Origin of the sequence: Brachyspira sp. G79 (genome assembly GCF_002379365.1) — a bacterium.
Lineage (GTDB): Bacteria > Spirochaetota > Brachyspiria > Brachyspirales > Brachyspiraceae > Brachyspira.
In genome coordinates this window covers 2332046-2347402 of sequence record NZ_JQIU01000008.1, presented here as the reverse complement: position 1 = coordinate 2347402, position 15357 = coordinate 2332046, and the positions used below count along the sequence as shown (strand labels likewise).

The 15357-nt window shown below is 28.2% G+C and carries 15 protein-coding genes; 5 read left to right on the top strand and 10 right to left on the bottom strand.

What is annotated here, in order from left to right:
- Positions 1-238: tetratricopeptide repeat protein (locus KQ44_RS11840; RefSeq protein ID WP_143277888.1), on the bottom strand; the 238-nt coding region annotated here is incomplete at its 3' end.
- A gap of 263 nt (positions 239-501) precedes the next feature.
- Between KQ44_RS11840 and KQ44_RS11835 the strand changes: the two genes are divergently transcribed.
- Positions 502-1785 (top strand): adenylosuccinate synthase, encoded by a 1284-nt coding sequence (locus KQ44_RS11835; RefSeq protein ID WP_096737582.1) that lies wholly within the window; start codon positions 502-504, stop codon positions 1783-1785.
- Between the two features lie 299 nt (positions 1786-2084).
- Positions 2085-2516 carry a PepSY-like domain-containing protein gene (locus KQ44_RS11830; protein WP_096737581.1) on the top strand — a complete coding sequence of 144 codons (432 nt, stop codon included), beginning with the start codon at positions 2085-2087 and terminating at the stop codon, positions 2514-2516.
- Between the two features lie 333 nt (positions 2517-2849).
- Here the strand turns inward: KQ44_RS11830 and KQ44_RS11825 are convergent, their stop codons facing one another.
- On the bottom strand, positions 2850-4319 hold the full coding sequence (locus KQ44_RS11825; RefSeq protein ID WP_096737580.1) for a S41 family peptidase: 1470 nt from the start codon (positions 4317-4319) through the stop codon (positions 2850-2852).
- Positions 4320-4740: 421 nt separating this feature from the next.
- Between KQ44_RS11825 and KQ44_RS11820 the strand changes: the two genes are divergently transcribed.
- On the top strand, positions 4741-6720 hold the full coding sequence (locus tag KQ44_RS11820) for a UvrD-helicase domain-containing protein (RefSeq protein ID WP_096737579.1): 1980 nt from the start codon (positions 4741-4743) through the stop codon (positions 6718-6720).
- Between the two features lie 338 nt (positions 6721-7058).
- Here KQ44_RS11820 and KQ44_RS11815 read toward each other — a convergent pair whose 3' ends face one another.
- The 4 genes from KQ44_RS11815 to KQ44_RS11800 form a co-directional block, all read right to left on the bottom strand.
- Entirely contained in the window at positions 7059-7520 is a 462-nt protein-coding gene (locus tag KQ44_RS11815) for a YbaK/EbsC family protein (protein WP_096737821.1), read from the bottom strand.
- Positions 7521-7538: 18 nt separating this feature from the next.
- On the bottom strand, positions 7539-7781 hold the full coding sequence (locus KQ44_RS11810; RefSeq protein WP_096737578.1) for a (2Fe-2S)-binding protein: 243 nt from the start codon (positions 7779-7781) through the stop codon (positions 7539-7541).
- Between the two features lie 216 nt (positions 7782-7997).
- On the bottom strand, positions 7998-9056 hold the full coding sequence (locus tag KQ44_RS11805) for an NAD(P)-dependent alcohol dehydrogenase (protein ID WP_096737577.1): 1059 nt from the start codon (positions 9054-9056) through the stop codon (positions 7998-8000).
- 83 nt (positions 9057-9139) lie between these two features.
- Positions 9140-10036 carry a nicotinamidase gene (locus tag KQ44_RS11800; RefSeq protein ID WP_096737576.1) on the bottom strand — a complete coding sequence of 299 codons (897 nt, stop codon included), beginning with the start codon at positions 10034-10036 and terminating at the stop codon, positions 9140-9142.
- 652 nt (positions 10037-10688) lie between these two features.
- On the opposite strand from KQ44_RS11800, the gene KQ44_RS11795 reads away from it, so the two are divergent.
- Positions 10689-11795 carry an ankyrin repeat domain-containing protein gene (locus KQ44_RS11795; RefSeq protein WP_096737575.1) on the top strand — a complete coding sequence of 369 codons (1107 nt, stop codon included), beginning with the start codon at positions 10689-10691 and terminating at the stop codon, positions 11793-11795.
- A gap of 70 nt (positions 11796-11865) precedes the next feature.
- On the opposite strand, the gene KQ44_RS11790 is transcribed toward KQ44_RS11795, so the two are convergent.
- A complete protein-coding gene (locus KQ44_RS11790; protein WP_096737574.1) occupies positions 11866-12528 on the bottom strand; it encodes a redox-sensing transcriptional repressor Rex in 663 nt (220 codons plus the stop codon).
- 497 nt (positions 12529-13025) lie between these two features.
- Here KQ44_RS11790 and KQ44_RS11785 point away from each other — a divergent pair, with 497 nt between their 5' ends.
- Entirely contained in the window at positions 13026-13757 is a 732-nt protein-coding gene (locus tag KQ44_RS11785; RefSeq protein WP_096737573.1) for an NAD-dependent deacylase, read from the top strand.
- Between the two features lie 102 nt (positions 13758-13859).
- On the opposite strand, the gene KQ44_RS11780 is transcribed toward KQ44_RS11785, so the two are convergent.
- Genes KQ44_RS11780 through KQ44_RS11770 form a run of 3 tightly spaced genes read right to left on the bottom strand, consistent with a single transcriptional unit; the run spans position 13860 to position 15279 of the window.
- Positions 13860-14339 (bottom strand): hemerythrin family protein, encoded by a 480-nt coding sequence (locus KQ44_RS11780; protein WP_096737572.1) that lies wholly within the window; start codon positions 14337-14339, stop codon positions 13860-13862.
- A gap of 11 nt (positions 14340-14350) precedes the next feature.
- Positions 14351-14818, bottom strand: coding sequence for a bacteriohemerythrin (locus KQ44_RS11775; protein WP_096737571.1), 468 nt, complete (start codon positions 14816-14818; stop codon positions 14351-14353).
- A 20-nt stretch (positions 14819-14838) separates the two neighbouring features.
- Positions 14839-15279: a bacteriohemerythrin gene (locus KQ44_RS11770; RefSeq protein ID WP_096737570.1), complete on the bottom strand. Its 441-nt coding sequence runs from the start codon at positions 15277-15279 to the stop codon at positions 14839-14841.
- Between the last annotated feature and the right edge of the window lie 78 nt (positions 15280-15357).

Sequence of the window (15357 nt, the reverse complement as noted above, 5' to 3'; positions counted from 1 at the left end):
AACATACACTTCTATTTATATACGCTATTTCATTTTTATTATTTAATTCTATAACTTTACTGTAGCCCTCTATAGCTTCTTTATATCTCTGCAAATTTATTTTTGCAAAAGCCATATTGAAATATGCGTCCTCATCTTTATCATCTTTTTCAATGGCTTCATCACATAGCTTTATTGCTTCTTCATAATTTTCTTCTAATATTAATTTTTGTATTTTTGCTTTTAATTCTTCAGTCATAAATAATCCAAAATATTTTAAGTTTTAAATCTACTTTATTATAAAGCATTATAAAAATATTAAAACAATATATAATTATATTAATGATGTTTAAAAAATTACTTTATAAATAAAAACATTATCTTTAATAGAAATTTCTATTAAAAGTAGCTTGAAATTCTTACAAAATATTCATATAATAGCCCTTGTGTGTTTTATAGAAATTTTTTATCATTATAAAAATTTTCATAAAATATCTATTTTTTAATATAAGGAGTTAAAAAATGGCTTCAGTAATTATAGTAGGCACTCAATGGGGTGATGAGGGCAAAGGTAAAATAGTGGATTATCTTGCCGAAAACTGCGAATATGTTGTTCGTTCTCAGGGAGGAAGTAATGCAGGTCATACCGTTGTAGTTGATAATGTAAAATATAAATTAAGACTTTTACCTTCTGGTATACTTTATAACGATAAAGTTTGCGTTATAGGAAATGGCGTTGTTATAGAGCCTAAAGTTTTTTTAGGTGAAATAGACGCTCTTGCCGAGAAGAAAGTTAATATATCCAATCTTAAAATTTCTAACAGGGCTCATGTATTAATGCCTTATCATAGGCTTCTTGATGAGCTTCAGGAAGAGGATCTTGGAGAAAATAAATTAGGTACTACTAAAAACGGTATAGGTCCTTGCTATATGGATAAATCCAGCCGTTTGGGTATAAGAATTGTTGATTTGATGAATAAAGAAGTTTTTGCTAAAAAATTAAAGTTTAATCTTGAACTTAAAAATAAACTCCTTAAAAAAGTTTATAATCATGACGGATTTGATTATGATGCACTTTTAAAAGAGTATTTGGAATATGCTGAGAGATTAAAACCTTATATTGCTGATACTACTACAATATTAAATAAAGCTATTAAAGAGAAAAAGAATATACTATTTGAAGGAGCTCAGGCTACTATGCTTGACTTAGACCATGGTACTTATCCTTTTGTAACATCATCTTATCCTGCTGCAGGAGGAGCCTGTACTGGTTCTGGAGTAGGACCTAGAAAGATTGATAATGTTATAGGAGTAGTTAAGGCTTATTCTACAAGGGTGGGAGAAGGTCCTTTCCCTTCAGAGCTTCATGATGATATAGGACAGGCTATAAGAGATAAAGGCGGAGAGTACGGCACTGTTACTGGAAGACCAAGAAGATGCGGCTGGCTTGATGCATGTGTTGTAAAATATGCATCTTATGTGAACGGACTTGATTCTATTGCTGTAACTAGACTTGATATATTAGATGATTTGGATAAATTAAAAATATGTGTTGCCTATAAATATAATGGTGAGATATTAGAAGGCTATCCTGCTGATTTGGATATACTTTCAAAAGCTGAGCCAGTGTATGAGGAGTTTGAAGGCTGGAAAACTAGCACTAGAGAAATTAGAGAATATGATAAGCTCCCAGAAAATGCTAAAAAGTATCTAAAAAGATTAAGTGAAGTAATAGAAACAGATATATCTATAGTGTCTGTTGGTGCCAGCAGAGAAGAGACTATAATAGTTAAGAAGATTTTTTGATACTAATTATTTATAATATATAAAATTAAAAAGCCTGTGTTTATTTTTTATAAATGTGGGCTTTTTTGTATATATATTAGGTTAAAGTAAATATTTTTTACTTATTTTTGATAACTTAATATATAATTACAATACTACGTATTAAACGTATTATATATCTATTAAAACAACAAATTTTAAGTAAATTTTTTGTAAAATTATAGTAAAATATATTGACAAAATCTGCTTTTAGGCTATACTTATAATTGTAAAGATAATTTACAAGAACATATGAAAACAAATTAAAAGGAGATTTTACTATGACTAAAAAATTATTTGCTTTATTAATAACTTTAACTATTATTTCTACTTCAAGTGCTTTTGCTGATTGGATAGTACCAGCTTCTTCACTTCCTCAAAACGCTAGAAGCTTTATACAAAGAGTTTATCCTAATGCTCAGATATGGAAAGCAGAAAGAGATGACGGAAAATTTGAAGTGAAATTGTCAAACGGTTCTAAAATAGAGTTTTTGTATAATGGAGAATGGAATAGTATAGACGGTAAATATAATACAGTTCCTTTCAGTGTTTTGCCTCAAACTGTAGCAAATACTATAAAAAATACTTATCCTAATGCTGTAATAATAGAGACAGAAAAAGAATGGGGTAATTACAAAGTGAAATTAAATAACTTTATGGAATTATTTATAACTTCTGACGGACAGTTAATGGGACAAAAATTTGACGACTAATTGTATGTATATCTTATTAATTAAAGAGAGAGTTTTTTAATAGCTCTCTCTTTTTTATTATATTCTTTCTAAAAACTATTATCATTTTTATGTTTTATATAATTAATTTATACAAAAATACCATTTTTAATCTCAGTCTATTTAATGAGCGATATTAAATAGGTATCTTATGTAAAAAGTGTAGTACAATCAATAAACATACAGTAGAAAATTATAAATATTATTTAATGATAATCGGACATAAGATTTATTCAAATTGTATGATAAATAATGAAGCATTAAAAAAGGTGATAATATCAAAATACTATCACCTTTTCATATAATTAAATATTATTAATTTTCTTCTTTTTCATTTGACCAGTTTTCTCTAGGTTCTTCTTTATCCTGAGGAGGCTCTTTTCCTGTTTCAAGATATTCAATAGCTGCCTTTAACTGTTTATCATAGCGAAGATCATATATCTCTTTATAATTATCTAAATTACGTTCATTATATATTAAACGCTCAAGCAAATAATCGCTAGCTATGATGTTTTGATTTTTAAGCTCTTCTTTGAAAGCAGGCAAAGCTGCAGCATCAGAACTTTCATTAGGATATTTTTTAGCATAAGCAGATATTTGTCCGCCTTTTCTAAGTTCGGTTAATGCTGTTATATCTGTACTGCTCAATTTTGGTTCTACTACTACAAAGTCTGGAGTTAATCCTTTGCCATGAAGTCTTCTTCCATTTGGAGTGTAGTAATGGGCTACTGTAAATTTAAAAGAAGTATTATCTCTTGTATCCAAAGGAAGTACATACTGAACGCTGAACTTTCCGAATGTAGTTTCACCCAAAAGTTTAGCTCTTCCGCTATCTTGCAAAGCTCCAGAAAGTATTTCGGAAGCAGAAGCACTATATTGATTAACTAATACAACCATATCCCCTTCTAGCCATTCATCACCTTTTTTGGAGGCATAATAATCCTGATTTTCATTTTTTGTTCTTCCTCTAGTATATACTATTTTTCCTTCTGTTAAAAACTCTTCTACTATATTAATAGCAGTATCAAGTCTTCCGCCTGGATTATTTCTCAAGTCTAATACAAGTTTTTTCATACCTTGTTTTTTAAGATCTATTAAAGCATCTTCCAAATCTCTAGCTGTATCATCACCGAAAGTAGTTATTCTTATATATCCTACAGTATCATCAACCATTTTATATTTAACACTTTTTATTTCTATTATTGCCCTTGTAAGAGGATATTTAATAGGCTCTGCTACCCCGTCACGTACTATTGTAAGAGTAACTTTAGTACCTTCTTTTCCTCTCATAATATTAGCAGCATTATCAACAGACATATCTTTAGTGCTTTTACCGTCAATTTCTGTGATAATATCTCCTGATAATATACCAGCCTTTTCACCAGGACCGTCCTCTATAGGAGAAACAACCATAAGTCCTTTATCAGCATTTTTTGATATAGAAAGCCCTACCCCGCCGTATCTTCCAGACATCTCTGTATTTAAAGCCTGATTAAGCTCTTCGTCAAGCAAAAATGTAAATGGATCATCTGTTGCCTCAAGCATTCCCTTAATAGCACCGTACATCAATTTTTTTGTTGTTACACTGTTTGTATCAACAAAGTTCTGCTGCAAAGTGGCAAATACTTTTTGAAATAAGCGGCTGTAATAGTAAAAGTCATTATCCGACTGAGCCTTTCCCTGCTGAGCTATAGCAAGAGAAGGACTTTTAAAGTTGAAAAAAGAAATTGCTACTACAAAAATTAAAAGAAATATCCATAAAAGTCTTTCTTTGTTTTTTATCATGTTTTTTTATCCTTAATTATAAAAATGTGCTGTTTTTAGAAAAGTTTTTATACCTTATAAAAATTAATTATAACATAAATAGTAAAAAATTTATATATATAAACAGCAAAAATATTATGATAACTTAATATATTAAAATTTTTAAGTTTGTTAATTCTCTTATTCAACTTTTTCTCTCCACACGCCATACTTAACAGTACTTCATTCGGTCACAGGCGGACTTCATAAAATGCAATTCTTTCGCCACTTGAAGACAGACATCATAAAAAACTGTGCCCTTCAAATATTTTAAATTTAAAAAATTAATTTTGACAAACTATATTTGTTTAGGTATATACTAATATTTGAGTTTTATACTTAATAATATATAATAACTGTAAAAAATAATTGTGCATACTAAAATAATTTTTAAGGTGATAATATGGATATACTTCAAAATGTGAGTAAGGTTCAGAAAGAGGGTATTTTGCATAAAGGAAGTCCTCTCCTTCTTCTTTCTGGTGCTGGGAGTGGTAAAACTTTGGTAATTACTAAAAAAATTGCATATCTTATTAATGAACTTGAAACTCCGCCTGAAAATATAATGGCTGTTACATTTACTAATAAAGCCGCTTATGAGATGAAAGAGAGAGTATGTGCTCTTGTACCAGATATAAAGCCTAGCAGATTATTTATAAGAACTTTTCACTCTGCATGTCTTAGGATATTAAAAGAAAATGCTCATTTTTTAGGCTATAAGTCCAATTTCCTTATACTAGATGAGGGCGATAAATTATCCGTTATTAAAAGAATAATGAAAGAAGAGAAAGTGCCAAAAAGTATTACTCCAAAAATGATAAACAAATTTATATCATCTCTAAAAAACAATATGGATGACGGAATTATTTTTGACAGAGATATTTTTGAAAATGTATACAAAAAATATACAGAGTATGAATTAAATGAAAATGTAATGGATTTTGATGACCTTATATTAAACACCATAAAATTATTTGAACAAGAAAAAAAAGTTCTTAACTTCTATAGAAACAGATTCAAATATGTTTTGGTAGATGAGTTTCAGGATACAAACCCTCAGCAGTACAAACTCATAAAATTATTAACACAAAATGCTGATAATGATTTAACAGTTGTAGGCGATGATGATCAGAGTATATATGCATTTAGAGGTGCTGATGTTCTTAATATACTCGATTTTGAGAAGGATTATCCAAATACAAAAATAGTGCGTCTTGAAGAAAATTACAGATGTCCGAAAGATGTAGTGGAAGCAGCTTTAAGTGTTATAAAAAACAACACCAATCGCCATGAAAAAAATGTATTTTCTAATAAACCAAACGAATTTAAAATAGAGAATTGGATTTGCTATAGCGATCTGGAAGAGGCCAGAAGTGTAGTTAATGAAATAGAGAGTTTATTTGATAACGGATTTGAGGCTAAAGATATAGTAATACTATTTAGAACTAATAGCCAGTCAAGAGCTTATGAAAAAGAATTAAAACTTCATTCTATAAACTATAAAATAGTAGGAGGGGTAGGATTTTTTGAACGAATTGAGATAAAAGATTCTATTTCTTTTTTAAGGCTTATGATGGGTTTTGGAGACAATTTCAGTGTAAGACGTACTATTAATGTGCCTCCTAGAGGAATAGGAGAGAAAAGTTTTAACAGTATAGAAACTTTCGCTAATACCAGAAAAATAACTCTTTATCAAGCTATTGATTATGCTGATGAAATATCATTAAGTAAAAAGGTAATTTCATCGATTAAGGCATACAAAAGTATAATAGAAGAATATGCTATAAAAATAAAAGAAGACATTTCAAATGAAGACGGTATACATATAGAAGAAATATTTTTTAACTTTTTAAAAGATATAGATTATTTTTCAATATTTAAAAGCGAAGGCAATGAAAGAGTAATAACAGCAGAAGAAAATATAAAGGAGCTTTTCAGAGGTTTTTATGACTACAAAAATACAGAGCCTAATGCTTCACTCATAACATTTTTGGAAGAAAACACTTTATATAGAGACATTAACACAGAAAATGAAAACGAAGATTACATTACTCTTATGACAGTTCATAATGCCAAAGGCTTAGAATTTGATGCTGTATTCATAACAGGTTTGGAGCAGGGAGTTTTTCCTCATTATTTCTCGCTTGAAGAGGAAGGAGGAATTGATGAAGAGAGAAGGCTTCTTTATGTAGCAATAACAAGGGCTAAAAGAAAACTTTATCTCACCTACTCCAAAAAAAGAAGAATAAGTTCTGGTATAATGGAGCAGATACCTTCATCATTTTTAATGGAGATACCAAAGCGTTTAATGCTTATAAAAGAAAAGGCTAATTATTACTCTGGAAATTATATGGATATAGATGAAGATGCTTTTGATTATTAAGTTAAATGTGCTTTAAATAAAATACTAATTTTAAAAAAGCACTTGGGTGGGCAGACAGAATAACAGACAAAGTAAATAGATAAAAATAAGCAATAAATAACAAACGGAATTAAAAAATTTATAGGGTGGGAGTTAAAATAGATTTTAAAATTTATTTTAATACCCACCCTTTTAGATTTAAAAGCTTTATTTTTTATATAGACTTTAATTAAATCTATAGGTCTATATTTCTTCAAGTGCACCCGCCCAAAGCATGATTTAAATTTGCACTTTTATCACATTCAGTTGTAAAATATTTTTCAAGTATAATTATCCATATTAATTTTGAAACAAATATATCAATCTTCTGTTAAATCTACTTCAGTACCTGAAATTTTTTTAAGTATTTCATCATAAGTCATTTTGGCTAAAGAACTGTCGCTTCCGCAAGCAATATATAATGCATCAAATCTTTGCATGCTTTTATCTACTAATACATCAACACTTTTATCTATACCAAAAGGGCATACTCCTCCAAAAGTAAATCCAGTTAAATTATATGTATCTTCTGCATTAGCAAAACTAGTTTTACAGCCGAAATATTCTCTCATTTTTTTTGAAGATATTTTTTTATCTCCAGAAGCTATAATCATAGCAAAATTTTTTTTAGACGGCTTTACAAGTATAGATTTAGCTACCTGCCCTTTTTCTATATTAAGAGTTTTAGCAGCATCATCAACAGTCTTTGTAACACCAGCCTCTTCAAATTCCTGATAATCTATATTAAGTTCTTTTAAAGCATTGAGTACTTTTTCATTCATCATAATTTTAACCTATAATCAAAGATCTAAAGGAGCATATTCATTTTTTTTAGCATATTCTATTAAACTTAAGATACGCTCTTTACAGCCTCCGCATCCAGTAGAAGCCTGAGTTTTTTCTACAACTTCATCAAGAGAAGTTAATTTATTATCAGCTATTGCTTTATAAGCATCTCTGTATGAAACATTTTTGCAGTAGCATAGAGTTTTATCATAATTGATTGAAGTTTGATTTTTTAGATATTCTACATCGTATTCCATCAGGCACCCCCATTTTTATTTTTCATAATATATAAATATTATAAATATCAAATATGTAAAAAACATTTTTAATAAATAATTCTTTTTACTTTACATAATATATTATAACATAGCTGTAATTTAATTTAAAGTATTAATTGTATGATTATATAAAAAGAGCTGACAAATATTTATAAAAATAAATGCCAGCCCAATTTATTTATTAGTTATTATCTATTATTTTGCAATTCTTACTACAGGTTTAATCAAATCAGCAGGTTTTTCCCCCATGATTCTAACAGCCTCAGGAAGCTGATCCCAGCCTTCATATACATGAGTAATTAAATGACGTACATTTAATCTTCCAGAAGCAACCAAAGAACCTAATTTCTCAGCTCTTAATCTTCCTCCTGGCATAAGACCGCCAAATATAGCTTTATGTCCCATACCAACACCCCATTCAAGTCTAGGTATTAATACATTATCACCTTCCCCAAGATAGTTAACATTTCCTATTTTACCTCCAGCTTTTAATGATTTAACAGCTTCAGAGAAAGTTTCAACACCGCCTCCAGCAATGATAACTTTATCAACACCTTTTCCATTAGTCATTTTTAATACTTGCTCATCTATAGGACCATTTTTGTAACTGATAAACTCATTAGCTCCATAAATTTTGGCAACTTCTACACATTTAGGTCTAGTACCAACAGCAATAATTCTAGAAGCACCTCTTAAAGCAGCACCAGCAACTCCCATAAGTCCAACAGGTCCAATACCTATAACTAAAACAGTATCTCCATATTGTATATCAGCCAGTTCAGCTCCATGGAAACCTGTAGGAACCATATCAGAAATCATACAAGCATCTATAGGATCCATTCCTTCTGGAAGTAAAGCCAAATTACCATCAGCATCATTAACATGGAAATATTCAGAAAATACTCCGTCTTTTACATTAGAAAATTTCCAGCCATTAAGCATACCGCCAGAGTGCATAGAATATCCAGCCTGTGCTTCTACTGTACTCCAATCTGGAGTAATAGCAGTAATTAATACTCTATCACCTTTTTTAAAATCTTTTACTAAAGATCCAACTTCATGTATTTCGCCGCAAACTTCATGACCTAAGATCATGTCTTTCCTATCACCTATAGCACCTGCTATAGTATGTATATCAGAAGTACATATAGCTACAGCTAAAGGTTTTACAATAGCATCAAGAGGTCCGCAAGCTGGTATTTCTTTTTCAACCCAACCTGTTTCACCTATCTTTTTCATAGCAAATCCTTTCATTTTACACTCCTTTTTATTGTATTATTTTTTATTTTTATAGTATACAACTTTTACTAAAAAAGTCAAAAATATAACTTTATTAGTTAAACTTCTATCAATTTTATACCATATTTATCAGATAAAGTTTCATATTTCTTATTAATATTTTTATTATCATATATTGAACTTCCGCAGTTCATCATTACATTAATTTTTTTGGTGATATTTTTATCTCCCGAGTACATAATGCAAATCTGTTTAACTGTTTCATAAAGTCCTAAATCTTTAGCCTCTCCGCATATACATATTTTCTTATAATTTTTCAAATCATATACCCAAGCCATATCAAAGAATCTGGTTTCAGGGGTTACTATTTCAGGCTTTATAGCTCCGTACATCTCAGTAAATCGTTCTGTGCCTTTCATTATTTTATTGACATTTGTTTCTTTAGCCCTTTCAAAAAATAGAAGCATATTATTAAGCTGTTTTTCTATAAGCCAGCCATCTGTACCATAAAGACAATGATACGGCCATATAATTAGATTCTTCATATTCTCATTTTTAAGTTTCTTTACATATGCTATCTGTTCTTTTTTATATAATGGTATAATTTCATTAGAATTAATTTTATCTAAAGTTACTTCAGTGAAAGGCTCTATCTCCTCTCCATTAGCTTTTTTCCACATATAAGGGTGAAATATTGAATCATAATAATGTGTATCCATTGCCGTATAAATAGAGTATATATCTTCTAAATTTTCATAAATAAACCGTATTATTCTTTTAACGTCTTTGACAGCCCCTTTTACTGGTAAAGCCCCTTTTTTTGGGTCTACGAAATCTCTTTGAACATTGACAATTACAAGTCCTATTCCGTTACTTTTGTTTTCATAATTTCTTGAATAATGACCCGCCAAAGAAAGTATATCTTTTTGGTTGATTGGATTAGTTTCTTTTCCTATATGTTTTTCACTTATTATTTTATTGTATATATCTTTCATAAATAAATGACCTTAACACTAATATTATGTACTTTATATACTTACTCTTAAAAATAATAACCAAATAAAAATATATTAATAATATATTTTTTAGATTTTTATTATAAAATTAACATTTTATTATTATATATTCTATATCTATGAATTATTTTTATACTTTTAAAACTTTTAATTAAAATATTGTTTTCAATGAATTTATCAAATGAAATAAAGCTATATATCCTAATTTGATAAACTATATAAAAGATAGATTAAAAACAAAGTTTTTAAATTTATTTTAATCCCCACCCTTTAAATTTTATAATATTATTTCTTACTTAAATAGCTTATTTTTCTGCCTTTACTTTAATTGTTATTTTTTAACTGCCCACCCAAGTGCGTTTTTAAATTTATAACATTATTCAACGCACGTTTAATCGATTCTTATAATAAATCTAATTATTAATTCTAATTTGTATTATATATAAATGTTTCATGCTGCGTGCGTAATATGCATATAATGAATTTAAATTAGAGTATGGATATAAATATAGCATTAAAAAATAATATTCAATTTGGCTAAAAATAAATTGCAAAGCCATTAATAATTAATATATATCATTCCGAAATTTGATAATAGCTAAAATTCTATACTTTAAAGGAAGAATTAAATATGCGTTATTTATGTTTTATTTTAATATTTTTTAATACATTTATTACCCTATTTGCTCAAACTCCGAATACAGGAAGATTAGATCAGTTATTAGAATATGCTAATACAGGCGATACTAACGGAATAAGAAGATTAATTTCTCAAGGTCCTATTTCTAATTTTATAAACTTTGGTGACAATCAGGGACATAATGCTTTAATAATAGCCTCTTCAAAAGGATATAAAGACGCTGTTCTTTTACTGTTATCTCAAAATGCTAATGTTAATCTTACATGTATACATGGGAAAACAGCTTTAACTTATGCAGCAGATGCAGGATATGTTGATATAGTTTCTTATCTGCTTGCTAAAAATGCTAATCCTAATATAAAAATAAATGGCGGTACAACAGCACTTTTACAGGCTGCAGGAAAGGGTTATTATAGTATTGTAGAGATGATAGTTAATGCTAAAGCTGATTTGAAAACAACAGGAACTTACAGAAGCGGAAATAATGACGGTATTAATTATAATATGACACCATTAATGGTTGCTGCTTTTAATAATCATGATTTAATAGTAAGATTGTTATTAGATAAAGGAAGCGATATTAATTATATAAATGAATATGGAGCTAATGCTTTATTTTATGCTATAGCTAGAGGAAATAATGAAGTTGCTAAAATATTATTAGAACGAGGAGCTGATGCCAATATTGTAGCCTCTTACGGACCTTATGGTAATATTACACCGCTTGCTTTGGCTTCTACATTGGGCTTAACTGATATTATTTCTTCTCTTTTGATAGGAAAATCAAATATTAATTTTAAAATGCGAGACGGAAGAACAGCTTTGATATGGGCAGCAATTGCAGGAAAAAGTGATGCAGTTAATGCTTTGGTTATGAGTAAGGCTGATTTGAATATTGCTGATAATGACGGAAAAACAGCTTTGATGTTTGCTGCCGAAAATGGAGATTATGCTTCAGTAGAATTACTAATTAATTCAGGAGCATATTTAAATACTTTAGATAAGTTTAATAAAACAGCATTAATGTATGCTATGGAAAATGGTAATACAGAAGTTGTTGATTTACTAACTAGAGCGAGTTTAACTTACAATAGATAATGCATAACAAATATATAAAAAGGGATTGTATAAAAAATACAGTCCCTTTTTATTTTTTATTAAATGATTTTTACTGCTGTTTTTCAGATTTTTCTCTATGTTTTTTATGCGGAGCAGCTTCTTTAACATCATTAATAAAGTAGAATAAAGATTCTATCTCATCAGCAATATTTACATCATTGATAATGCAGTCTGGTCTTTCCAAAAGTTTAATAGGAGCAAAGTTTAAAACCCCTTTAATACCAGCATTACAAATAACATCAAACATTCTTTGAGCTTCTAAATCTGGTACAGTTAATATAGCTACTTCTATTTTATTATTGATAATGAAATCTTTTAATTCTTCTATAGGAAGTATTGGAGTAGGTGCTTCTCTATTTATTTTCTCTGGATTATGATCAAATGCCGCTATTATTTTTATAGCCTCACTTTCAAAACCTCTATAATTAACTAATGCTTTTCCTATTTTACCATATCCTATTAAGATGATATTATGAGAAATTTGCTTTCCTAATATGCTGTCAATTTGCTCAAGTAAGTCATCTATATTATATCCGCCTTTTTTGTTTCCAGATATATTAAAAAGTGAGAAGTCTTTTCTTACTTGTACAGATGTAATTCCTATTGCGTCTCCTAAATTATTTGAATATGCTTTTATAAATCCGAAACTCTTCATACGTCTTAAAGCATTTTTATATTTTAGTAGACGCATAATTTGTGTTCTGCTAATCATAATATGTCCTTAAAATAATTTTTATATTGATAAATAATTAATATTGTTTAATTATAACATAATAAAGTTATCTGTCAATAAATATTATAGCTAAATGTGTTTTTTATGGGAAATAAAATATAAGTATAAGAACATTAATTAATATTTTTTCTGGAGATTATTATTATCTTAAATAATATTTACTATATAAATAAAATCAAATTTGTTAACTTAAATATTATTTTATTTATGAGTATTATTATTTAATAGTAATATTTACTATATATGGCTCTCTAAATTTATTTTTATAACAGAAAATTGATTAAATGTGAATAATAGCATATATAAATAATAAGTGAATATATAATAATTTGAAAAATGTTTTTGTATATGAATTATATCAAATAAGAAAATAAAAAATTAATATATAAATTTAGCAGTAATTTTTTAATAGGATTATGGTAAAAAATATATTATCATTATATAATATAGTATAAAGCGTTAGGGGGAGATATATTATGATAGATTATCAGTCAGCGGCAAAAATTATAAAAGAATCAAAATATGTTGTATCGTTTACAGGTGCTGGAATAAGCGTAGAAAGCGGAGTTCCACCTTTTAGAGGCGAAAACGGACTTTGGGAGAAGCATGGAAGTCAGTTTGCAGAAATATCTTATTTTATGAAGCATCAGAAGGAATCTTGGAATTCGCTAAAAAAAGTTTTTTATGATCCTATTACTGATGTAAAGCCTAATAAAGCACATATAGTATTAGCTAATTTAGAGAAGATGGGTATAATGCGTAGCGTAATTACTCAAAATATAGATAACCTTCATCAGGAAGCTGGAAGTAAAATAGTTTATGAGCTTCATGGAACAGCAAAATATGCAGTGTGTACTAAATGCAAAACAAAATACAAAATAACAAAAGAAATACTTTCAATGGATCCTCCAACTTGTGAAAAATGTGCTTCTGTATTAAAACCTGATTTTGTATTTTTTGGAGAGCAGCTTCCAGCAATAGCTTTTAATTCTTCTATAGAAGATGCTGAGAAAAGCGATTTATTTATTATAATAGGAACAGGGGGGGAGGTTATGCCTGCCGCTCAGATACCTCATATTGCTAAAAGGTCTGGGGCAAAGATTATGGAAATTAATCCTGCACCTTCCAGCTTTACTAATTCTATAGTTGATATTTATATAGGGGAAAAAGCAGGTGTGGCATTTACAGAAATAGAAAAATATTTGTAACTTTCATGCTTGTTTCAGACTTTGAATTGAGCAGAATATTAAAAAGCCTTAAAATATTAAATTAATACTTTAAGGCTTTTATTAAATTTTATCAATTACTTATTAATTATTATTTTCATCAGAATCATCTTGACATATTGTTTTTAAAGAGTTTTTTAATTCATATATAAACTTCTTGTCTTCAACTATAATATGATTAATAAGCCAGTTTTTTAAAAATTCAATAAAATCTTCTATAACCAAATTATCTCCGTTATCATATTTATTAACTTCTTCGACAACTTTAATAGAAAAAGATCTATGTTTAGATATATGCTCTTTTGCTATAGAATAGTTTATAGCTTTCATAATCTTTTCCTCATAAGAGAAATGATAAGTAGCATAGTCTATTGTTCTTTTAATAATAGCATTGAAAGATCTTCTTACATATTCATTGCTAAGATCGCCTACAACACCTGTTTCATAAAGATCATTAATAATATTAACAAGTTCTCTATGCTGGTCATCTATTCTTTTATAGCCTGTTTGGTATTTATTATCCCATTTAATCCAAGGCTTTTTTACAGAAACTCCATTATACATTTTTATAACTCCTATTCATTATTATTTTGCTGTGAAAGTTCTTTTAATGTTTCTATTACTTCAATAACAAATTCTTTATCCGAAATTAATACATGGTTTAAAAGCCAATCTCTCAAATATTTTACCAAATTATGTACAGCTTCTAATGAACCGTTTTCATAAGACTGAACATAATCATAAATAGTTTGAGTAAACTCCCTGTGAGAGGAAGAGTGCTCTAATAGTCTCCTATATTTTACAGCACTCATAATTTTTTCTTCATAAGAAAAATGATATGAAACATAATCTACTGTTTTCTTAAGAGCATTTTTGAAAGCCTCTTTTAATTTTTTGTCCTCCGAACTACTATAGCCTATACAATTATATAAACTGTTAATAATATTCACTAGTTCTTTATGCTGATCATCTATTCTTTTGTAGCCTATCTTATATTTATCGTCCCATTTTATCCATTCAATTTTTTCATTATTTCCACTCATAATAAAAAAACTCCTATTTTCTATTGCTGTGAAAGTTTCTTTAATGCTTCCTTCACTTCAGCAACAAATTTCTTGTCTGTAACTAAGATATGATTTAAAAACCAATCTTTTAAATATTTTACTAAATCATCAATGGCCTTTAGAGAACCGTCTTCATAAGACTGAACATATTTGTAAATAGTATTTGTAAATTCTCTATGATATGATGAATGGGGTATTATTTTATCATATTTTATAGCATTCATAATCTTTTCTTCACATGAAAAATGATATGAAACATAATCTACTGTTTTCTTAAGAGCATTTTTAAAAACCTCTTTTAGTTTTTCATCTTCTGAATCTCTATTTTCCATACAATCATATAAATCATTGATAATCTCTATTAATTCTTTATGTTGGTCATCTATTCTTTTATAGCCTGTCTTATATTTATCTTCCCAAACTATATATCTATCGCTCATAATTATTCCTTTATATATTCTTATAATATTAATCAGAGTAAAATAAAAAATACTTATATATATTAATTATATTGATAT